At 57.6% G+C, this 20,875-nt stretch carries 17 protein-coding genes; 5 read left to right on the top strand and 12 right to left on the bottom strand.

Going from position 1 to position 20,875, the window contains the following annotated elements; translation table 11 throughout:
- Positions 1–184 precede the first annotated feature (184 nt).
- From I6L49_RS08665 to I6L49_RS08650, 4 genes are all read right to left on the bottom strand, one after another.
- Positions 185–1,606 (bottom strand): carbon starvation protein A, encoded by a 1,422-nt coding sequence (locus I6L49_RS08665; RefSeq protein ID WP_005337857.1) that lies wholly within the window; start codon positions 1,604–1,606, stop codon positions 185–187.
- 140 nt (positions 1,607–1,746) lie between these two features.
- A complete protein-coding gene (btsR, locus tag I6L49_RS08660; RefSeq protein WP_216951259.1) occupies positions 1,747–2,451 on the bottom strand; it encodes a two-component system response regulator BtsR in 705 nt (234 codons plus the stop codon).
- Positions 2,448–4,118, bottom strand: a complete 1,671-nt coding sequence (locus I6L49_RS08655) for a sensor histidine kinase (protein WP_216951257.1) — start codon at positions 4,116–4,118, stop codon at positions 2,448–2,450. Before I6L49_RS08655 ends, btsR begins: the two co-directional genes overlap by 4 nt.
- Before the next feature lie 353 nt (positions 4,119–4,471).
- Positions 4,472–5,707 carry an HD-GYP domain-containing protein gene (locus I6L49_RS08650; RefSeq protein WP_216951255.1) on the bottom strand — a complete coding sequence of 412 codons (1,236 nt, stop codon included), beginning with the start codon at positions 5,705–5,707 and terminating at the stop codon, positions 4,472–4,474.
- Positions 5,708–5,937: 230 nt separating this feature from the next.
- On the opposite strand from I6L49_RS08650, the gene I6L49_RS08645 reads away from it, so the two are divergent.
- Positions 5,938–7,554: a phosphoethanolamine transferase gene (locus I6L49_RS08645; protein ID WP_216951253.1), complete on the top strand. Its 1,617-nt coding sequence runs from the start codon at positions 5,938–5,940 to the stop codon at positions 7,552–7,554.
- A gap of 71 nt (positions 7,555–7,625) precedes the next feature.
- On the opposite strand, the gene I6L49_RS08640 is transcribed toward I6L49_RS08645, so the two are convergent.
- The 3 genes from I6L49_RS08640 to nagB are packed head-to-tail and all read right to left on the bottom strand — an operon-like array spanning position 7,626 to position 10,800.
- Entirely contained in the window at positions 7,626–8,840 is a 1,215-nt protein-coding gene (locus I6L49_RS08640) for an ROK family protein (RefSeq protein ID WP_216951251.1), read from the bottom strand.
- Between the two features lie 4 nt (positions 8,841–8,844).
- Positions 8,845–9,990: an N-acetylglucosamine-6-phosphate deacetylase gene (nagA, locus tag I6L49_RS08635; RefSeq protein WP_216951250.1), complete on the bottom strand. Its 1,146-nt coding sequence runs from the start codon at positions 9,988–9,990 to the stop codon at positions 8,845–8,847.
- 9 nt (positions 9,991–9,999) lie between these two features.
- Positions 10,000–10,800: a glucosamine-6-phosphate deaminase gene (gene nagB, locus I6L49_RS08630; protein ID WP_005334308.1), complete on the bottom strand. Its 801-nt coding sequence runs from the start codon at positions 10,798–10,800 to the stop codon at positions 10,000–10,002.
- Between the two features lie 273 nt (positions 10,801–11,073).
- Between nagB and nagE the strand changes: the two genes are divergently transcribed.
- From nagE to glnS, 3 genes are all read left to right on the top strand, one after another.
- A complete protein-coding gene (nagE, locus tag I6L49_RS08625) occupies positions 11,074–12,552 on the top strand; it encodes an N-acetylglucosamine-specific PTS transporter subunit IIBC (RefSeq protein WP_058056009.1) in 1,479 nt (492 codons plus the stop codon).
- Positions 12,553–12,673: 121 nt separating this feature from the next.
- On the top strand, positions 12,674–15,337 hold the full coding sequence (locus I6L49_RS08620; protein WP_216951248.1) for a beta-N-acetylhexosaminidase: 2,664 nt from the start codon (positions 12,674–12,676) through the stop codon (positions 15,335–15,337).
- 355 nt (positions 15,338–15,692) lie between these two features.
- The gene (gene glnS, locus I6L49_RS08615; RefSeq protein WP_216951247.1) at positions 15,693–17,354 is read left to right on the top strand and encodes a glutamine--tRNA ligase; all 1,662 of its coding nucleotides are present in this window, start codon (positions 15,693–15,695) and stop codon (positions 17,352–17,354) included.
- Positions 17,355–17,469: 115 nt separating this feature from the next.
- Here glnS and fur read toward each other — a convergent pair whose 3' ends face one another.
- Positions 17,470–17,898, bottom strand: coding sequence for a ferric iron uptake transcriptional regulator (gene fur, locus I6L49_RS08610; RefSeq protein ID WP_005334301.1), 429 nt, complete (start codon positions 17,896–17,898; stop codon positions 17,470–17,472).
- A 241-nt stretch (positions 17,899–18,139) separates the two neighbouring features.
- Here fur and I6L49_RS08605 point away from each other — a divergent pair, with 241 nt between their 5' ends.
- Positions 18,140–18,613 (top strand): DUF4442 domain-containing protein, encoded by a 474-nt coding sequence (locus I6L49_RS08605; protein WP_058056010.1) that lies wholly within the window; start codon positions 18,140–18,142, stop codon positions 18,611–18,613.
- A gap of 90 nt (positions 18,614–18,703) precedes the next feature.
- Here I6L49_RS08605 and fldA read toward each other — a convergent pair whose 3' ends face one another.
- Genes fldA through I6L49_RS08585 form a run of 4 tightly spaced genes read right to left on the bottom strand, consistent with a single transcriptional unit; the run spans position 18,704 to position 20,626 of the window.
- Entirely contained in the window at positions 18,704–19,228 is a 525-nt protein-coding gene (fldA, locus tag I6L49_RS08600; protein WP_005334298.1) for a flavodoxin FldA, read from the bottom strand.
- Between the two features lie 39 nt (positions 19,229–19,267).
- Positions 19,268–19,564: a LexA regulated protein gene (gene ybfE, locus I6L49_RS08595; protein ID WP_005334297.1), complete on the bottom strand. Its 297-nt coding sequence runs from the start codon at positions 19,562–19,564 to the stop codon at positions 19,268–19,270.
- 20 nt (positions 19,565–19,584) lie between these two features.
- A complete protein-coding gene (locus I6L49_RS08590) occupies positions 19,585–19,806 on the bottom strand; it encodes a DUF2788 domain-containing protein (protein ID WP_005334296.1) in 222 nt (73 codons plus the stop codon).
- A gap of 55 nt (positions 19,807–19,861) precedes the next feature.
- Positions 19,862–20,626, bottom strand: coding sequence for an alpha/beta fold hydrolase (locus I6L49_RS08585; protein ID WP_216951627.1), 765 nt, complete (start codon positions 20,624–20,626; stop codon positions 19,862–19,864).
- Positions 20,627–20,875 lie beyond the last annotated feature (249 nt).

Here is a 20,875-nt window from a genome sequence, read left to right as displayed (position 1 = left end):
GGTTCCAACAAGCACTAAAGCAATTAAGAATCACACATTTATCGTCAGTTCGCCCGGAATCTTAAAGCTATTCGCTGTATTGAAGCTGAAGCCGTTCAACAGTTACTTTATTAGTCTTTTTGTCATTAAAAAAGGCGCCATCAGGCGCCTTTTTGTGCTGCTTTCGCTGCATTTTTTGCTGTTTTTACCCTTCGCTGGTACTGCTGACCAGCGGCTGGCGGAACTTCATCAGGAAGGCCACGGTAATGGCCGCCGTTGCAGTCAGGCCGATGATGGTGGAGGTCCCCATCTCCAGCCCGAATCCGATGGGGGCGTTGGCCAGATAGGTGATCACCACAGCAGTCATGAACATGGCGGGAATGGTGCAGATCCAGTGCAGCTTGCCCTCTTTGATGAGGTAGGCAGCCGCAGCCCACAGCATGATGACGGCAGTGGTCTGGTTGGCCCAGCCGAAGTAGCGCCAGATCACCCCGAATTCAGCCTTGGAGATGATAAAACCAAGGATAAACATGGGGATGGCAATCAGCAGACGCTTGGCCAGCGGCTTCTGGGTCATATTCAGGAAGTCCGCCACGATCAGGCGTGCACTGCGAAATGCGGTGTCACCGGAGGTGATGGGCAGGATCACCACGCCGAGGATGGCCAGAATGCCGCCGACTGTGCCGAGCAGGCTGGTGGAGACTTCGTGTACCACGGCTGCCGGGCCGCCGTTGGCCATAGTAGCGTTGAGCGCTTCGGTGCTGTCGTAGAAGGAGAGACCCAGGGTGCACCAGATAAGGGCGATGATCCCTTCACCGATCATTGCACCGTAGAAAATGAAGCGGCCGGATTTTTCGTTCTGCATGCAGCGCGCCATCAGCGGTGACTGGGTGGCGTGGAAGCCGGATACCGCACCACAGGCGATGGTGATGAACAGCAGCGGCCACAGCGGCAGTTCGGTCGGGTGCAGGTTGGAGAAGTCCATCCCTGTGTTGTAGAAGCCTTTGCCGGAGGCGATCAGGCCAACGATGAGGCCGACCGACATGAAGACCAGCAGGGCGCCGAAGATGGGGTAGAAGCGGCCGATGATCTTGTCAATGGGGACTATGGTCGCGAGGATGTAGTAGGCAAAGATTGCCACGATCCAGTAGACCAGATCGGTGGAGGTGAGGTTGGCCAAGAGTCCCGCCGGGCTCAGCACGAATACCACGCCCACCAGCATCAGCAGCACCACGGCAAACAGGTTCATGAAGTGCTTGGCGGCTGTGCCCAGATGCTCACCGACCACGGTTGGCACCGAGGCCCCCTTGGCACGCACCGACAGCATGCCGGAGAAGTAGTCATGTACCGCACCGGCGAAGATGCAGCCAAAGACGATCCACAGCATGGCGACCGGGCCGTAGAGGGCACCCAGGATGGGGCCGAAGATGGGGCCGACGCCTGCGATGTTGAGCAGTTGAACCAGATAGACTTTCTTGTCCGACATCGGGACATAGTCCACCCCGTCAGCCATGGTGATGGCGGGGGTTTTCAGCTCGGGTTTCGGGCTGAATATCCGTTCGATGAATTTGCCGTATATGAAGTAGCCGGCCACAAGTAAGCCGACACAGAGGAAGAACCAGATCATTGCTACGCTCCTGCATTGTTATTTTTTAGTGTGCAGAGCGAGTCTAAAACGGTTGCGCCTGACTGGCAGGTGAAACTCCCCGAGCGGCGCTTTGGCGCGCCGAGCGGTCGGCGGTTGTGATCAGGCGCACACTCCGCGGCTCAGTCCAGCCCCAGCAGATCTTTGAGCTCCTTGAGATAGCGACGACTGACCGGCACCCGGGCGCCGCTCGGGGTGACAATCTCTGCCAGCTGGTTATCCAGCAGCCGGATCTCGAAGATGGCGTTGGGGGAGACCAGATACTGGCGGTGGCAGCGCAGCAGCGGGCTCTTTTCTTCCAGCGATTTGAGGGTGAGCTGGGTGTGGAACAGCTCGCCCTGGCAGGCCACATGGACCCCGCCCAGATCGGAGAAAGCATACTCCACCTGCGCGATGGGCAGCAGCCTGACCCGATTGTGCAGATAGCCCGGAATATGTTCGATAGTCGGGGCCAGCCGCTCGATGGGCTGCGGGGAGATATCCTGCTTGAGGCGAGCGAGGGTCTTGGCGAGCCGGGCGGGCTCGACCGGTTTTAGCAGGTAGTCGAAGGCGTTCTCTTCAAAGGCCTGAATGGCATATTCGTCAAAGGCGGTGACAAAGACGATGCGGGGCAGGGGGTCGAGCATGGCGACCAGCTCCATGCCGCTCAGCTTGGGCATCTGGATATCGAGGAACACCACGTCGGGTTTGAGGCGCTGAATAAGCGGCAGCGCCTCGATAGCGTTGGCCGCTTCCCCCACGATCTCGATGGCAGGATCGCTGGCCAGCTGCTGCCTCAGCTCTTCGCGGGCGTAGTGTTCGTCATCGACAATCAGGGTGCGGATCATGGTTGCTCCTTGGGGATGGTGAACGAGACCCGGGTCCACTGCTCAGGCTCGCAGACAATAGTCACACCATAGCGCTCGCCAAAGGCGCTTTTCAGTCGCCGATCGACAATGGTCATGCCCAGACCGTCACCGGCCGGACGCGCTTGCCAGGCGCCAGCATTGTCCTCCACATGGATGGTGACGCTGGCGGGTTGCTCTTCGGTCCAGAGGCGAATGCGCCCCTGCTCCAGCAGGGTCGAGATGCCGTGCTTGATGGCATTCTCGATCAGCGGTTGCAGGGTGAAGCTGGGCAGTCGCAGTGTGGCCAGATGGGGCGGGATCTCGTTTATCACCGTCAGCCGATCGCCAAAGCGGGCCAGCTCGATCTCCAGATAGGATTGGCAGTGCTCCTGCTCCTCCTGCAGAGTCGCAAGGCCGCTCTGGCGTTTGAGGTTCTTGCGAAAGAACAGCGAAAGATGCAGCAGCAGATCCCGCGCCTTGTCCGGATCGCGCCGGGTGATGGCACTGATGGTGTTGAGGGTGTTGAACAGAAAGTGGGGGTTGATCTGGGCCTGGATAAGTTTCAACTCGGACTGCACCAGCAGCCGCTGATGCTGCTCCAGCCGACCGGCCAGCAACTGCTGTGACAGCAGGTTGGCAATCCCTTCCCCCAGGGTGTGGTTGATCTTGAGAAACAGCCGCTTCTTCGGTTCGTAGAGCTTGATGGTGCCGATCACTCCTTTGTCCCCCTGCAGCGGGATCACCAGCACCGAACCCAGCTGGCATGCGGGGGAGAGGCTGCAGCGATAGGGTTGGCTGTTGCCATCGGCAAACAGCACCTTGTTTTGGGCGATGGCCTGCATGGTGATGGCTGATGCGATAGGAGTGCCCGGCAGATGATGATCTTCGCCGGTGCCGATAAAGGCGAGGATCTGCTCGGTGTCCGTGATAGCGACCGCCCCAACGCCGGTCTCCTCCTGAATGATGCGGGCAATCTTGTTGCTCGCCTCCGGGGTAAAGCCCTGACTCATGATCCCCACTGTGCGGTTGGCGATATTGAGCGCCTTGGCGGAGAAGACCCGGGAGAACTTCTCATACATCCGCTGCTGGTCGCGGATCATGCTGATAAAGAGCGCCGCGCCGCAGGAGTTGGCCAGAATCATCGGGGTGGCGATGGTGCGCACCAGCAGCAGGGATTTGTCGAACGGGGTCGCCACCAGCAGGATGATCACCATCTGCATGATCTCGGCATAGAGGGTGGTAAAGAAGGCGATGCGCGGTTCAAACAGGGCATCCGTTCGCCCCGAGCGCATCAGTCGCCAGTGCACTATGCCCCCGAGCAACCCCTCGCAGGTTGTGGAGATAGCGCAGGCGAGATCGGTAAATCCCCCCAGCGTATAACGGTGCAGGCCGCCGGTCAGCCCCACCAGAAAGCCCACCAGCGGTCCCCCCAATAATCCCCCCAAGACGGCGCCGACAGCCCGGGTGTTGGCGATGGCATCGTCGATATCGAGGCCTACATAGGTGCCGAGGATACAAAAGCTGGAAAAGATGATGTATATCAGTATCTTGTGAGGTAGTCTCACGGAATAGTTGGCAAGCGGGCGCAGCAGCGGGCTTTTCGAGAAGAGATAGGCGATCACCAGGCTGACGCTCATCTGTTGCAGCAAGGAGAGGACCAACTGCATAAAAAACGCTCCTCATAAGCCAGCTGAAAAAATAGCCAGCCCGTGAATAAGTGTGATCAGGATCTTGTTCTGTTGGCCCAACTGGGCGCAACGGGCCGTCAGTTTGCCAGAACAAGTGGATAAAACCATATTAAATCAGCATGTTAAATTGATATTTGTGTAAGCGGCAGCGGGTTGATATTGATGGATGGAGCATGAATGTATCCGCTGGATACGCCACACGGAGGTGGCATGCTCCGCCCGGCCCCTTGGCTGGGCGTTTTTTATACATGGTCAGTTGGCAACCTTCTGATGGGGGTTTGAGCAATTATTCCGGTTTGTCCAATGAGTTATCCCCAGCTTCTGGGGATAACTCAGAATGCAAAGTAGTAGCAGAAGCGGCGGGTCAGGTTGAAGAACTGCCGTTGTCCCTCATCGAGCTCTTCCTGTTTGATAAAAGCAGTGATGGTGCGTTCATCTTCCCGCAGATCGATCATGGCGACGGCTTCCGGCCGCTGGGCCTTGATATAGGGCAGGATCTTCGGCTTGAGGGGCATGGTGGGTTCGGTAGAGAGCACCAGTGCGATGCTCTCGTCGGAGAGTTTCACCAGTGAACCCGGTGGATAGACCCCCAGCACCTTGACCAGCAACTTGACCAGATTCTGATCGAACTTCTTCTGGGATAACTTGTAGAGCTGGCTGATGGCCTGACTCGGCGCGGCCGGGTTACCGCTGTTGCGGGGATGGAGCAGCTCGTCGTAGAAGTCGACCAGCCCGATCAACCGCGCCAGCGGCGGGATCTCTCCGCCCTTGATCCCCAGCGGATAACCGCTGCCGTCGAGCCGCTCGTGGTGCAGATGGGCGACCTGACGGATTTTCGGTTCAAAGGCGTTGAGCTGGGTCAGCATCTCCAGCCCGTACTGGGGATGCATATTGAGGAAGTTCTGCTCGGCCTTGTTGAGATCCCCCCGTTTTTGGGTGATCTGGCTCGGGATTTTCAGTTCGCCGATGTCGTGGATAAGTCCCGCAAGTCCCGTCTCCTCAATCTCGATGGGGTTCATGCCGAGTTCGCGTGCCATCAGCATGGCGATAAAGGCGACGTTGAGGCTGTGTTGCAGCAGGATATCGGTGTGGGGGCTGCGAATAAGGTGGAGCCCGAGAGGCCCTTCATGCTGACTGAGGGTGAAGGCGGCATTGCGGACGATCTGGGCGGTATTGGCCAGTCCCTCATCCGGTTTGAGGTTCAGCGCCCCGAGTGCATCGCGCAGCTCGCTCATGGATTGGCCAAAGGCTTTGTCGGCTGCGCGCATGGAGCGGCGAAAGGCCTTTTCGTCAAAGGGGGGCGGGCCCGAGTCAATCAGCTCGTCCAACTCGTCAAGGTCAGGCCCGGCATCCGGGATATCGCCGCGCAGCAGCGGCTCGATGGGCAGATCGCTCTTGTCGGGGTCGACCATCAGCAGGGTGAGATCAAGATGACGGAGAATGTCGAGTTGCTGCTGATCCTTGATCTTGAAGGTATTGAACATAAACGGGTGGTTAGTCCATCCCGTGGGGAGATGGATATAGTGGCCTACTCTCAATTGCTCTATCGAGGCTTGGATCAGTGCCATCGGTTAACCTGCATTTCGTGAATGCCTACTCAACAAGCTAGCAAAATCCGATGGATAGACAACTAAAAATCCATTTCGGGGCTGCGGAGCACCCCGTGCTGTGATGGTGCGCACGAGCGCCGTGCTTCTCCTCTTAATTCGCGCTTAAGTTTTACTTCCTACGCTGGCCCCGTCGTTTTTGTTGGCTTGGCCGGCCCGCTGCAGTGCAGGCCGGTATGTAGGAGTTGTTTATGCGTGTAACTCTCGGTGTACTGCAGACCAATCTGTTGCTGGTGCTCTTTTTCGCCCTGGTACTGAACTGGCCAATCTTTTTGCATTTCTATACGGTGCTCAGCGCCCTGACCCATGTCAAAGCCGGATTTGCCATCTCGATCCCGCTGGTGCTGATCGCGGCGCTCAATGCCGTGTTTATTCCCTTCACGTTCCGGTTTGTGCTCAAGCCCTTTTTTACCGTGCTCATTCTGACTGGCTCCATCGTCAGCTACGCCATGCTCAAATACGGCGTCATCTTTGATGCAGGCATGATCCAGAACATAGTGGAGACCAACAGTGGTGAGGCGGGGGCCTATTTGAATGGCTCCGTTGCGCTCTGGTTTCTGCTGACCGGGCTGCTGCCTGTTCTGGTGCTCTGGTCACTGCGGATCCGCTATCCGGCTCGCTGGTATCAGGGGGTGGCGTTGCGGGCTGGTGCACTGGCTATCTCTCTGCTGTTTATCGGGGGCGTCGCGTCACTTTACTATCAGGATTACGCCTCGGTCGGGCGCAACAACAAGTCGCTGGCCAAAGAGATTGTGCCTGCCAACTATGTGCACGGCCTCTACAAATATGGGCGGGATGTGCTGTTTGCCACGCCGATCCCTTACCAGCAGTTGGGGACCGATGCCCGGGTGGTGGCCCGGGGAAGCAAGCCGACTTTGATGTTCCTGGTGGTGGGGGAGACGGCGCGCAGCCAGAACTACTCCCTTAACGGGTATGGCAAGGCGACCAACAGCTTTACGGCAAAAGAGCAGGGAGTGGTGTCGTTCAGGAATGTACGCTCCTGCGGTACAGCCACTGCAGTTTCGGTGCCCTGCATGTTCTCCAACCTCACGCGCCGTGGCTACGATGACCAGCTTGCCAGCTCCCGTGACGGCCTGCTCGATGTGCTGCAACATGCCGGAGTCTCGGTGTTGTGGAAAGAGAACGATGGCGGCTGCAAAGGGGTGTGCCGCAATGTGCCGACCATCGAGATCCTCCCCAAATCCTATCCTGCGCTCTGTCAGGGGGAGTCCTGCTATGACGAGGTGCTGCTGGAGGGGCTGGATCAGCAGATTGCCGGCATGAAGGGCAACAAGTTGGTGGCCTTTCATCTGATGGGCAGCCATGGCCCGACCTATTTCCGTCGTTACCCTGCCAGCGAGCGCGTCTTTATGCCGGACTGCCCGCGCAGCGACATCGAAAACTGCAGCAACGAAGAGCTGGTCAACACCTATGACAACACCATCCGCTACACCGACAAGGTGGTGGGGCTGCTGATAGACAAGCTCAAGTCGCTGGAGAGCCAGTACGATGTGGGGCTGGTCTATCTCTCCGATCACGGTGAATCCCTTGGGGCCATGGGGCTCTATCTGCACGGCACGCCCTACAAGTTTGCGCCGGATGATCAGACCCGGGTGCCGCTGCTGACCTGGTTCTCGCCTCAGTTACAGGCCGATCGCCAGCTTGATATGGGTTGCCTGGCAGCGGAGGCAAGCAGCCAGCGCTTCTCCCATGACAACCTCTTTCACTCCATGCTGGGGATCATGGATGTGCAGACGAGTGTTTACGACAACAAGCTGGATCTGTTCAAGCCATGTCGGGCGGGTTAAACCGCCAGCAAGCACACAATAGAAAACGGCAGCCACTGGCTGCCGTTTTGTTATCTCGCAAGGTCAGTGTCTTACTTCTGCTCCATGATGATCTGCAGCAGATCCCCTTCCAGCAGGGCACGTTTGACCAGCGCAAAGCCGCCATAGGTCGGCTGGTTCTGGAAGCGCGCCTTCACGATGGGCAGGCCACGGTGGAAGCTAGGCAGGGACTGGTGCTCAACGCAGCGGCGGATTGCGGGGAAGAGGATCTCTTCGGCTGCAGTGATTTCGCCGGCGATCAGCACCTTTTGCGGGTTAAAGAGGTTGACCGTGATGGCCACCGCCCGTCCCAGATGCTCACCCACGTTCTCGATCACGCTGCGAGCCAGTTCGTCCCCCGTCAGTGCCGTCTTGCACACCTCCTGAATGGTGATGTGCTTCTCCTGCAGCGAGCTCTGGTGGCCGCGGCTGATAAGCTCCTTCACCTTGTCGATGATCGCTTCGTTGGAGGCGATGGTCTCAAGGCAACCGAAGTTACCGCAGTGGCAGCGCTTGCCGAGCGGCTCGACCTGGATATGGCCGATCTCGCCGACGTTGCGGTTCTGACCGAGGAACACCTGACCCTTGGTGATGATCCCGGAGCCCGTCCCCTGGTGGACACTCACCAGAATGGAGTCCATGCAGTCGCGGGACTCGCCGAAGAAGTGTTCGGCCAACGCCAGCGAGCGGGTGTCGTTGCCCACGTAGCAGGGGAGGTTGAAGTGGTTCTCAAGCAGCTTCGCCAGCCCCAGATTGCGGATCTGGTACTTGGGGGTGTAGATGACCATACCGGATTCCGGGTTGACCAGACCCGGCATGGTCAGCGCGATGCTGATGAGGTTGCGACAACGTTCGCGGTTGGCATCGATAAAGGCGCCAATCTCTCGCAGCAGCATGTCGACCACGGGTTGCTGGTCGATCTCGGTCACCTGAATGACGTGCTGGTCGAGCTCCTTGCCATCGAGGTCATAGAGACTCAGTTGCAGGTAGCCGCGGCCCAGCTTGGCAGAGACAAACTGAAAGCGATGTTTGATGGTGGTCAGGGAGATGGCACGCCGCCCGCCGGTTGAGGCTTGCGGAGAGGTCTCCTTGATCAGGCCATGCTCGATCAGTTGCCGGGTTATTTTGGTCACGCTGGCCGGGGCCAGCTGACTCAACTCGGCAATCTTGACCCGGGAGATGGGGCCTTGCAGGTCGATGAGCCGATACACGGCTGCACTGTTGACCTGCTTGATAAGATCTACGTTTGCTATTTGTCCGCCAGTCATGATGTCACTGTTGTGTGTAGTGTCCGTTAACCACGGTCCCACGGACCGTGAAGTCCTGATCGAAGACAGTGAGGTTGGCTACTTTACCGACCTGGATACTACCGAGACGTGAGTCCCATCCAATGGCGCGAGCGGGGTAGAGGCTGGCCATTCTCAGTGCTTCATCGAGCGGTAATCCGACCTGCTTGACCAGATTTTCCACCCCCTCAATCATGGTGAGGGAGGAACCGCCGAGTGTACCATTCTCGTCGACACACTGACCATCGCGTAAAAAGACGGTGGTGCCACAAAAATCAAATTTCTCAAAGCCTTCCGGCGCTCCGGCTGCCGCGGTGGCATCGGTGACCAGCACCAGTCGCTCCCCCAGCGCCTTGTGAGCCAGACGCACGTTGGCCCAGTGCACATGGTGGCCATCGACGATGATGCCCGCGTAGACATCCTTGCGATCGTAGATGGCGCCCACGACGCCCGGCTCGCGACCGTTGAGGGTCGGGGTCATGGCGTTGTAGAGGTGGGTCGCAAAGCGAATACCGTTATCGAACCCGGCCATGGCCTGATCGTAACTGGCGGCAGTGTGACCGGCCGAGACCAGAATGCCCGCTTCCACCAGACGGCGGATATGGGCCGGCTCGTTGCGCTCCGGAGCCAGGGTGATTTTGGTGATGGCATCCGCGTTGGCGCAGAAGAAGTCGATCATTTCGTCCGCTGGCTGGCGAATTTGCGCGGCAGGGTGGATCCCCTTGCGCTTGAGGTTGGTGTAAGGCCCTTCCAGATGGACGCCCAGCACCTCGTTGGGGTGTGCCGCCATGTAGTCACGGGTGACCGCAACGGCCTGCTTCATATCCGCATCCGGACTGGTGATCAGGGTCGGCAGGAAGCTGGTGGTACCGGATTTGAGGTTGGCCGCCTGCATGGTCGCCAGGGTTTCGGTGGTGATGTCGGTGTTGAACATCACACCGCCACAGCCGTTGAGCTGCACGTCGATAAAACCGGCGGTCAGGTTGGCGCCTTTGAGGTCAATCTGCTCGATGCCCGCAGGCAGCTCGGCCAGTTGAGAGATGGCGACAATCTTGTCGCCCTCGATAAGCACCCCGTAGCCGGTCAGCACGCAGCTGCCGGTGTAGAGGGTGCAGTTGGTCAATGCGTACATGACGACTCCTTACAGACGGCCGATGTTGGCGGCTTCCAGTTGCTGGAAGTAGCGAACGGTCTTGACCTTGAGCTCCATGGTGGAGGGCTCGTCGCACACCATCATTCCCTTCGGATGCAGTTGCAGGGTGGAGATGGTCCACATGTGGTTGACGCTGCCTTCCACTGCGGCCTGCAGGGCCAGTGCCTTGCCGTGGCCGGTCACCAGGATCATGATCTCTTCCGCATCCATCAGGGTGCCGACACCCACAGTCAGGGCCAGCTTGGGCACCTGCTCCATGTCGCCACCGAAGAAGCGGGAGTTGGCGATACGGGTATCTTCGGTCAGGGTCTTGACCCGGGTGCGGGAGGAGAGAGAAGAAGCCGGCTCGTTGAATGCGATGTGGCCGTCGTTACCCACGCCACCCATGAACAGGTGGATCTTGCCGTAGGACTTGATCTTGTCTTCATAGCGCTTGCACTCGGCCACCAGATCCTCGGCATTGCCGTTGAGGATGTTGATGTTCTCGGGACGAATGTCGATGTGGCTGAAGAAGTTGTTGTGCATGAAGCTGTGGTAGCTCTCCGGGTGATCTTCCGGCAGGCCGACGTATTCGTCCATGTTGAAGGTGACCACGTTCTGGAAGCTCACTTCACCGGCTTTGTGCAACTCGATCAGGCGCTTGTAGGTGTTGAGCGGGGTGCCACCGGTGGGCAGGCCCAGTACGAACGGGCGATCGCTGGTCGGCTTGAACGCGTTGATGCGGTCAACGATGTAACGAGCAGACCACAGGCCTACTTGGCTGGCAGATTTCAACGGGATCAGGCGCATATGGGATACCTCTGTGTCGGGTTGCGACCGGTTTGGCGGTGGCAATTGGCTAAGACGGATTCAAGTTGTTTTATAGCGTAAATAAAGATTGCGAACTAAGCCACATCTATCCACCACCTTTATCTTGTTTGGGTGATAAGGATCACGATTATCGGTTTATTAATTTGCGCAGCGAAATAAAAGCCCTAGACTGCCAATCAAGCCTTGATGGCTTATGCGTCAAACGTGATAAGCACTTAATTTCTAGAAAAACATTAACTAAGGAGAGGAACCGTGAACATTCTCGGTTATTTGCAAAAGATCGGCCGTGCCCTGATGGTGCCGGTAGCGGTATTGCCTGCCGCAGCGATCCTGATGGGGGTTGGCTACTGGATTGACCCGAATGGTTGGGGTGGTGACAGTGCGCTGGCTGCCTTCCTGATTAAAGCGGGCGCAGCCATTATCGATAACATGTCCGTACTGTTCGCAGTCGGTGTCGCCTACGGTATGTCCAAGGATAAAGACGGTTCTGCTGCCCTGGCCGGTCTGGTCGGCTTCCTGGTCGTTACCACCCTGCTGAGCCCGGGTGCTGTGGCACAGATCAAGAGCATCCCGGTGGAGCAGGTTCCTGCCGCGTTTGCCAAGATCAGCAACCAGTTCGTGGGTATCCTGTGTGGTGTTATCGCCGCTGAGCTGTACAACCGCTTCAGCAGCGTCGAACTGCACAAGGCACTCTCCTTCTTCTCCGGTCGTCGTCTGGTACCGATCGTAACCTCCGTGGTGATGATCGTTGTATCCTTCATCCTGATGGCCGTATGGCCGGCAATCTACGGTGGTCTGGTCTCCTTCGGTGAGTCCATCGTGAGCCTGGGCTCTACCGGTGCCGGTATCTACGCCTTCTTCAACCGTCTGCTGATCCCGATCGGTCTGCACCACGCCCTGAACTCCGTGTTCTGGTTCAACGTGGCCGGTATCAACGACATCCCGAACTTCCTGGGTGGTCAGGCTACCATCGATGCCGCTCTGGCCGCAGGCAAGAGCCTGGATCAGGTGAAAGGCGTGGTCGGTATGTACCAGGCTGGCTTCTTCCCCATCATGATGTTCGGTCTGCCGGGTGCCGCTCTGGCCATCTACCACTCCGCCAAGAAAGAGAACAAAGAGAAAGTTGCCTCCATCATGATCGCAGCTGCCTTTGCCTCCTTCTTCACCGGTGTTACCGAGCCGCTCGAGTTCTCCTTCATGTTCGTGGCGCCGGTACTGTATGTCATCCACGCCGTACTGACCGGTATCTCCGTGTTCATCGCTGCCTCCATGCAGTGGATGGCCGGTTTCGGTTTCAGTGCCGGTCTGGTGGATATGGTGCTCTCCAGCCGTAACCCGCTGGCGACCAACTGGTACATGCTGATCCCTCAGGGTCTGGTCTTCTTCGGCCTCTACTACACCGTGTTCCGCGTAGTGATTGCCAAGCTGAACCTGAAAACCCCGGGTCGTGAAGATGACGAAGAGAGTGCTCCGGCTGCCGCTCAATCTACCAACCGTACCGAGCTGGCCAAGCAATACCTGGAAGTGCTGGGTGGTCAAGAGAACCTGGTCTCCATCGATGCCTGCATCACCCGTCTGCGTCTGACTCTGAAAGACCGCAGCATCGTCGATGAGCGCAAGCTGAAAGCCCTGGGTGCGGCCGGTGTGGTCAAACTCGGTGAGCAGAACCTGCAGGTGATTCTGGGCCCATTGGCCGAAATCATCGCCGGTGAGATGAAAGCCCTGCGTTAATCGAGCGACTCGCTCACCTCAAGTCTAAGTCCATTGTTGACATAACTAAGGGCCCCGCTCAGGGGCCCTATATAAAAAAGCCAAGAAAATCCAACCTTTACTTCAAATGAGAGCAGCAGTTATGAACTTGAAACATTCTCTGTTAGCCATTGCCATGTCTACCGTTTTTGTCAGCCAGGTCCAGGCAGCCGATGCCGCCAAGCAGGCCGTGGTCGACTCCCTCGCCAACAACCTGGTGGTCAAGTATGAAGTGGTCACCAACGACGGTGCCGGTGCCGGCCTCGATTGCCAGGCGCTCGGTTCCGAGTGGGCAAGCTGTGGCGTTGCCAAGCTGCACCTGACCAATACCGGTGCGGACGTGACCTCCAAAGACTGGAGCATCTACGTCTCCTCCATCCGTCGTATCCAGCGTGTGGATAACGACCAGTTCACCATCACTCACCTGACCGGCGATCTCTATCGTTTGACGCCAACCGAGAAGTTCCAGGGCTTTGCCAAGGATGCCACGGTCGAAGTGCCGCTGGTGGTGGAATACTGGGTACTGTTCGAATCTGACATCATGCCGAACTGGTATGTCGCCAGCGAAGGTGCCGAGCCGAAAGTACTGGCCAGCATGAGCAACATCAATGATGCCAGCACCTACGAGAAGCCGATGCCGGCTGATGGCTGGAAGCGTACCAAGGATGACAAGAACATCCTGATGAACAGCGAGACCCGTTTCGCGGCCAACCAGACCAGCACCCTGCTGCCGGCTGGCAAGATTGACAACCAGATCCTGCCGACCCCGATGAAGCAGGTAGTCAAAGCTGGTCCGCAGGTTGACTTCTCTACCATCAAGCTCAATGCCCTGGACTTGCCGAGCGATCGCGCCGAGGCCCTGAAGGCTCAACTGACCAAGCTGGGTGTTACCCTCTCCGACACCGGCTACCCGGTGACCATCAAGCTCGGCAGCAAGCTCAAGCAGGCTGAAGGCTATGATATGACCATCGGTCAGAAGGGCACAGTGATCCAGGGTCGCGATATCGACGGGGCATTCTGGGGTGCACAATCCCTGATCTCCCTGCTGGGTGTTGATGACAAGCTGGTGAGCCCGATGATCGTCGAGGATGCGCCGCGCTTTGAATACCGTGGCATGCAAACTGACGTGGCCCGCCACTTCCGCAGTCTGGATACCATGAAGAAGCTGGTTGACCAGATGTCTGCCATGAAGCTCAACGTGCTGCACCTTGGCCTGACCAACGATGAAGGCTGGCGTTTGGAGATCCCGGGTCTGCCGGAGCTGACCCAGGTCGGTAGCCAGCGTTGCCACGACGAGTCCGAAACCAAGTGCCTGATGCCGCAACTGGGTTCCGGCCCGGCCAGCGACAACCAGGGTTCCGGTTTCTACAGCAAGTCTGACTACGTGGATCTGGTGCGTTATGCCAAGGCCCGCGGTGTGACCGTAATCCCCGAGATCAACATGCCGGCCCACGCCCGTGCTGCCGTGGTCTCCATGGAAGCGCGCTACAAGCGTCTGATGGCGGAAGGCAAAGAAGCGGAAGCCAACCAGTTCCGTCTGACTGATCCGGCTGACACCTCCAACGTCACCTCGGTCCAGTTCTACGACAAGATGTCCTTCATCAACCCTTGCCAGCCGGGTGCTGCCACCTTCGTGGCCAAGGTAATGGATGAAGTTGCCCAGATGCACCAGGCCGCCGGTCAGCCGCTGACCGCATGGCACTACGGTGGTGATGAGGCGAAGAACATCATGCAGGGCGGTGGCTATCAGGATCCGGCCGTCACCAAGAAAGAAGAGCTGGTCGCCTGGAAAGGCAACGTCGACTCCAGCAAGCAGGACAAGCCGTTTGGCAAGTCCCCGATGTGCCAGAAGATGATCGACGAAGGCAAGATCAAGGAAGTGGGCGAGCTGCCGGTTTACTTCGCCAAGGAAGTGGGCCAGATGGTCAAAGACCGCGGCTTCTCTACCCTGCAGGCGTGGGAAGATGGTCTGAAGTACGCCAGCGGTGCCAAGGACTTCGCCACCGACAACACCCGTGTCAACTTCTGGGAAACCCTCTACTGGGGTGGCTTCAACGAAGCGATGAAGTGGGCCCACAAGGGTTACCAAGTGGTGCTGTCCAACCCGGATTACCTCTACTTCGACTTCCCGAACGAAGTACACCCGGCCGAGCGTGGCTACTACTGGGCAACCCGTTTCAACGACACCCGCAAGGTGTTCGCCTTCGCCCCGGAAAACCTGCCGCAGAACGCCGAGACCTCGGTTGACCGCGACGGCAACGCCTTCGTGGCCAAGGGTGACCAGGATCCGGTCAAGTTCAAGGGGATCTCCGGTCAGCAGTGGAGTGAAACCGTGCGTACCGATGCTCAGTATGAGTACATGGTCTACCCGCGTATCTTCTCCGTGGCCGAGCGTGCCTGGCACAAAGGTGGCTTCGAGCTGAACTATGTGAAGGGTCGCGAGTTCTCCGGCGAGACCAAGTTCGTCAACAAGGCCACCCTCAACAAAGAGTGGAACCAGTTTGCCAACGTACTGGGTCAGCGCGTGCTGCCGAAACTGGATCAGGCCGGTGTTGAATACCGCCTCTCCGTACCGGGTGCCAAGGTAGTGAACGGTGTGCTGGAAGCGAACGTAGATCTGCCGGGTCTGCCCATCCAGTACAGCCTGGACGGTACCAACTGGAGTGCCTATGACGCCGCGGCCAAGCCGAGCGTGAATGGCAAGGTCTACCTGCGTACCACCAGCTTCGATGGCAAGCGCACCAGCCGCGTCACCGAACTGAACTGATAGCAGTCAACCGTTAACATCAGGTGGGTCGCAAGACCCGCCTTTCCCAAGGGCGATGGCGCATCGGGTTTGGGAAAGGTTGACTGTGCGTGTGAGCCTTTGTTGTGTGTAATTGTCTGTTTTGTGTTTTTCATCACTTTCAGCCCCGCCTTGTGCGGGGCTTTTTTATGCATTTGGTGTGCAATGTGCCAAGCCACGCCGTTTTTAGTGGCGCAATGGCCGGGAAATGGCCCGGAAGTGCCAAATTCAGGTTGAGACAGCGCCCGTAATAAGGGATCATACCCGGCTTGACGGCGGGGGGATGAGGGTGCCAGCCGGCACAACTTCCGCCAGTGACGCTTTTTTGAGGTGAGCCATGAGTCAGGCGAACAGCCCAACTAACTTTATTCGTCAGATCATTGATGAAGATCTGGCCAGCGGTAAGCACAGCAGCGTGCATACCCGTTTTCCGCCCGAGCCGAACGGTTATCTCCATATCGGCCACGCCAAGTCCATCTGCCTGAACTTCGGCATCGCCCGCGACTATCAGGGCCAGTGCAACCTGCGTTTCGATGACACCAACCCGGTGAAGGAAGATATCGAGTACGTAGAGTCCATCAAGCAGGACGTACAGTGGCTCGGCTTCCAGTGGAACGGCGAGATCTGCTACTCCTCCGACTATTTCGACAAGCTGCACGGCTACGCCATCGAGCTGATTGAAAAGGGTCTGGCCTATGTGGACGAGCTGACGCCCGAGCAGATGCGCGAGTACCGTGGCACCCTGACTGAAGCTGGCAAGAACAGCCCGTTCCGCGATCGCAGCGTGGAAGAGAACCTGGCGCTGTTTGCCAAGATGAAGAATGGCGAGTTCGCCGAAGGCACCGCCTGCCTGCGCGCCAAGATCGACATGGCATCCCCCTTCATGGTGATGCGTGATCCGGTTATTTACCGCATCAAGTTTGCCCACCATCACCAGACCGGTGACAAGTGGTGCATCTACCCGATGTATGACTTCACCCACTGCATCTCGGACGCGCTGGAAGGGATCACCCACTCCATCTGTACCCTGGAGTTCCAGGACAACCGTCGTCTGTACGACTGGGTGCTGGACAACATCACCATCGATTGCCACCCGCGTCAGTACGAGTTCTCTCGTCTGAATCTCGAATACACCGTCATGTCCAAGCGCAAGCTGAACCTGCTGGTGACCGAGAAGCATGTCGATGGTTGGGACGACCCGCGCATGCTGACCGTCTCCGGTCTGCGTCGTCGTGGTTACACCCCGGCTTCCATCCGCGAGTTCTGCAAGCGCATCGGCGTCACCAAGCAGGACAACATCGTCGAGATGAGCATGCTGGAAGCCTGCATCCGTGAAGACCTCAACGAGAACGCGCCGCGCGCCATGGCCGTGTTGCACCCGGTGAAAGTGGTCATCGAGAACCTGGCTGCCGACGAAGTGCTGACGGCCCCGGCCCACCCGAGCAATGCCGAGATGGGGACCCGCGAGCTGAACTTTACCCGCGAAATCTTCATCGACGAAGCGGACTTCAAAGAAGAGGCGAACAAGCAGTTCAAGCGTCTGGTACTGGGCAAGGAAGTGCGTCTGCGCAATGCCTATGTGATCAAGGCCGAGCGTATCGAGAAAGATGCGGATGGCAAGGTCACCTGCATCTACTGCTCCTACGATCCCGAGACCCTGGGCAAGGATCCGGCCGATGGCCGCAAGGTGAAAGGGGTGATCCACTGGGTCAGCGCCACTCACTCCCTGCCAGCGGAAGTGCGTCTCTACGACCGTTTGTTCAAGGTACCGAACCCGGGTGCCGAGGATGACTTCGAAGCCGCGCTGAACCCGGAATCTCTGGTGATCATCGAGGGTGCCCGTGTCGAGTCTTCCCTGAAGAACGCCAAGCCGGAGCAAGCTTACCAGTTCGAGCGTGAAGGTTACTTCTGCGCCGACAACAAGCTCTCCAGCCCGGAGCATCTGGTGTTCAACCGCACCGTTGCCCTGCGCGACTCCTGGGGCAAAGTCGAAGGCTAACTCAGTAGGGCAGGGGAGACCCTGCCCTGTGCGATGCCACGGCCTTCGCCGGACAATAAAAAAGCCAGCATCAGCTGGCTTTTTTATTGTCCGTTATCTGCAAGTCGCGGGCGACTTATTCGTCGTGCTTGCACTCACCTGTTGCACAGTGACCGTAGAGGTAGAGGCTGTGATTGGTGAGACGGATATTGAATTTCTTGGCGATCTCGCGCTGACGCTGTTCGATCACTTCGTCGGAGAACTCGATCACCTTGCCGCAGTCGAGGCAAACCAGGTGGTCGTGGTGCTCCTGAGTGGCCAGCTCGAATACCGACTTGCCACCTTCGAAGTGGTGACGGGTAACGATACCGGCATCATCAAACTGGTTGAGAACGCGATAGACGGTAGCGAGACCAATCTCTTCACCCAGGTCGATCAGTCGTTTATAGAGATCTTCGGCGCTGGTGTGCTGGCAGTCCGGCTGTTGCAGGATTTCCAGGATTTTGACCCGGGGCAAGGTGATCTTGAGCCCGGCCTTTTTTAACGCTTGGTTGTTGTCTGCCATATTCTACTTATTCGCATTCTCGAAGGTGGGGTTATTCTGATGGACTGCCGCAGGAATGGCAACCTTGAACTCGCTTGGCCTGTCATTATAGGTCGTAGCTTCCCTAAAAATAAACCCAGCAATTCAAGGGGTTTAGCCATAAATGGCCGGTTGGATTGAAATAATCAATCGTGTCGTCCGACTTGCTGGCATGGCAGATGTTGATAAGATGTAACTTTCATATTCTGGTCGGATGAGATCCATGGATTGGCTTTTTGACAATGCGGCCTGGGTGCGCCGTGCACTCAACGCCTGGCCCCCTTTCTGGGGCGCCGGTATCAAGATAGAGACCCTGAGCGATGACTTTCGCTACTGCCGGGTGACCCTCAAATCCCGCTGGTGGAACAAGAATGCCAACCGCACCCAGTTTGGCGGCAGCATGTTTGCCATGACTGACCCCATTTATCCGCTGATGCTGATGGGCTACTTCAAGAATCGCTATTACGTCTGGGACAAGGCGGGCAGCATCAACTACATCAAGCCGGGCAAGGGCAAGCTGGTGGCCGAGTTTAACCTGACCGAGGGCAAGCTGGCCGAAATCGTGGCGGCGACCGAAGGTGGCAACAAACACTTCCCAGAATTCGAGGTCTCGGTGCAGGACAAGAGCGGCGAGCTGGTGGCGCAGGTCAAGCGCACCCTCTATGTGCGGGCCAAACCGGAGCACAGAGGGGAATAACAGGGGTGAATAAAGGCAGGCATCGCCACTTGCAGATACAACAAGGGCCCCGTCGGGGCCCTTGTTGTCAGAGGTATGAGGGGAAGCGGATTACTCCAGCTCGCCCAGGCACATCTCTTCGTGCAGCTGCTTGCACCAGCCCTTGACGCGCTCGGCGGTCAGCTCCGGCTGGCGATCTTCATCGATACCCAGACCGACAAAGTGCTTGTCATCGACCAGTGCCTTGGAGGCTTCGAACTCGTAGCCGGCAGTCGGCCAGTGACCGATGATGATGGCGCCTTTGGCTTCGACGATGTCACGCAGGGTGCCCATGGCGTCGAGGAAGTATTCGGAATAGTCTTCCTGATCACCGCAACCGAAGATGGCGACCAGCTTGTTGGTGAAGTCGATTTCGCCCAGATCGGGGAAGAAGTCGTCCCAGTCGGCCTGGGCTTCGCCGTAGTACCAAGTCGGGATGCCGAACATCAGCAGATCAAAGCTCTCGATGTCGGCCTTGCTGCTCTTGGCGATGTCACGGACTTCAATCAGATTTTTGCCCAGCTCTTTCTGGATCATCTTGGCGACAGCTTCGGTGTTACCGGTATCGCTGCCAAAAAACAGACCTACACTTGCCATAGTGTTTAGTTACCCGTATTTGGTGTTAATGCTCAACGCTCAGACTGCAATGTCCACCGCAAAGGCGGACTCAATCTGTTGTTTCAGGATAGATTGGATCAGCTCGGCTCGGCTGATGTTCTGTTGTAACGCAAGTTGGTTCAGGCGCTCCAGCAACTCGGCCTCCACCTTTAACTCTACCCGCTTCAGCCCATTTTCCCGATCGCGCTTAAGCTGGTTACGCTTGTTGATCTTGAGCTGGGTCTCGCGGGGGAGTGGATTGGTCTTTGGCCTGCCGGGGCGCTTCTCATTTGCGAACAGATCCAGTGTTGTTCGATCAGTTTGCTGTTTGGCCATACATCACAGATGAAAATAAGTTAGCCGAGTCCTGAGCCTTCCCAGCCCAGTTCGATCAGCCCCTTGGCGACAAAACCCGCACAACCCAGAAACAGTACCAACCAGACGATAAAACGACCGAAACGGGGCACGTTGCCGCGCTTGAGTACGTCCTGAATGGCCAGGCCAATCAATATGAAAATGGCCACAAAGAATAACTTGAGGCCCAAACTTTCGATCAGGTCGATATGTTCACTTAGCATGGATTGCGCACACTCCTTATGACGGGCGCACTATATCACAAAGGATTTGAAACTGTTAACCGCCTGTCGACAGGAAATCCACAACCAATTTGTTGAACAGAGCCGGTTTTTCAGCATGCAGCCAGTGGCCGGTACCCGCGATGACACGCACCTTTGCCGCCGGGAATTGGGCCAGTGCCGTCTCGCTGTATTGCGGCTGCATATAGTCAGAATCCCCCCCTTTGATAAAGAGCACAGGCCCCTCGAAGCGGCGTTCATCGTCTGGCCAGCCCATTATGTTGGCGTAGTTTTGCTCAAGGGCGGGCACATTGAAGCGCCAACCCCAGCCATGCTCGCCTCTGGCGAACGATTTGAGCAGGAACTGGCGTACCCCGGCGATCTCGATGTGCTGCGCCAGCATGGCTTCCGCTTCACTGCGGCTTTGCGGCGCCGTGCGCAGTGTGGCGTTGAGTCCGGCGAACACATTCTGGTGGCGGGAGTGGGGATAGGCGACCGGCGCCATGTCGGCCACCACCAGCTTGGTCACCCGCTCTGGCGCCAGCTTGGTGACCTGCATCCCTACCTTGCCCCCCATCGAGTGGCCTACTATCGCCGCCTGATCAAGCTCAAGGTGATCCATCAGCGCGAGAATGTCGGCCGCTTGCGCCGGATAGCTCATCTCGCTGCTATGAAAGGAGGCGCCGTGGTTGCGCAGATCGACGCTGATGACCCGGTACTGTTCGCAGAGGGCACGGGCCAGCAGGCCGAGGTTGTCGAGGCTGCCAAACAGGCCGTGGATCAGAATGACCGCCGGCCCCTGACCCTGCTCCTTGAAGTTCAATATGCTGTTTTGTTGCAAAATGACACCTTGTCGGTCGTGGGTGCGTATCGCTGTTTTATTTAACGCACTGGAAGGAAAAGGATTTCGTCCAATGGATTGGGATTTTATGTGGTTTTTTTTCTAAAAAATCCCGTCCGGATCGGCTATCAGTGCGGCTGATCACACACTTGGCCCGCTATTATGCCGTATTCTCGATGAGATTCATGTACATCTGCCAGCCCCTTGCTTGGGCTGTCGGGTTTGCCTATG

It is taken from the genome of Aeromonas sp. FDAARGOS 1419 (genome assembly GCF_019047045.1).
GTDB classification, from domain to species: domain Bacteria; phylum Pseudomonadota; class Gammaproteobacteria; order Enterobacterales; family Aeromonadaceae; genus Aeromonas; species Aeromonas veronii.
This window is presented reverse-complemented; position numbering and strand designations above follow the sequence as displayed.

Coding starts and splice junctions, on each gene's coding strand:
- I6L49_RS08665 (WP_005337857.1), bottom strand. CDS start 1,606: ATGATCTGGTTCTTCCTCTGTGTCGGCTTACTTGTGGCCGGCTACTTC.
- btsR (WP_216951259.1), bottom strand. CDS start 2,451: ATGATCCGCACCCTGATTGTCGATGACGAACACTACGCCCGCGAAGAG.
- I6L49_RS08655 (WP_216951257.1), bottom strand. CDS start 4,118: ATGCAGTTGGTCCTCTCCTTGCTGCAACAGATGAGCGTCAGCCTGGTG.
- I6L49_RS08650 (WP_216951255.1), bottom strand. CDS start 5,707: ATGGCACTGATCCAAGCCTCGATAGAGCAATTGAGAGTAGGCCACTAT.
- I6L49_RS08645 (WP_216951253.1), top strand. CDS start 5,938: ATGCGTGTAACTCTCGGTGTACTGCAGACCAATCTGTTGCTGGTGCTC.
- I6L49_RS08640 (WP_216951251.1), bottom strand. CDS start 8,840: ATGACTGGCGGACAAATAGCAAACGTAGATCTTATCAAGCAGGTCAAC.
- nagA (WP_216951250.1), bottom strand. CDS start 9,990: ATGTACGCATTGACCAACTGCACCCTCTACACCGGCAGCTGCGTGCTG.
- nagB (WP_005334308.1), bottom strand. CDS start 10,800: ATGCGCCTGATCCCGTTGAAATCTGCCAGCCAAGTAGGCCTGTGGTCT.
- I6L49_RS08620 (WP_216951248.1), top strand. CDS start 12,674: ATGAACTTGAAACATTCTCTGTTAGCCATTGCCATGTCTACCGTTTTT.
- glnS (WP_216951247.1), top strand. CDS start 15,693: ATGAGTCAGGCGAACAGCCCAACTAACTTTATTCGTCAGATCATTGAT.
- fur (WP_005334301.1), bottom strand. CDS start 17,898: ATGGCAGACAACAACCAAGCGTTAAAAAAGGCCGGGCTCAAGATCACC.
- I6L49_RS08605 (WP_058056010.1), top strand. CDS start 18,140: ATGGATTGGCTTTTTGACAATGCGGCCTGGGTGCGCCGTGCACTCAAC.
- fldA (WP_005334298.1), bottom strand. CDS start 19,228: ATGGCAAGTGTAGGTCTGTTTTTTGGCAGCGATACCGGTAACACCGAA.
- ybfE (WP_005334297.1), bottom strand. CDS start 19,564: ATGGCCAAACAGCAAACTGATCGAACAACACTGGATCTGTTCGCAAAT.
- I6L49_RS08590 (WP_005334296.1), bottom strand. CDS start 19,806: ATGCTAAGTGAACATATCGACCTGATCGAAAGTTTGGGCCTCAAGTTA.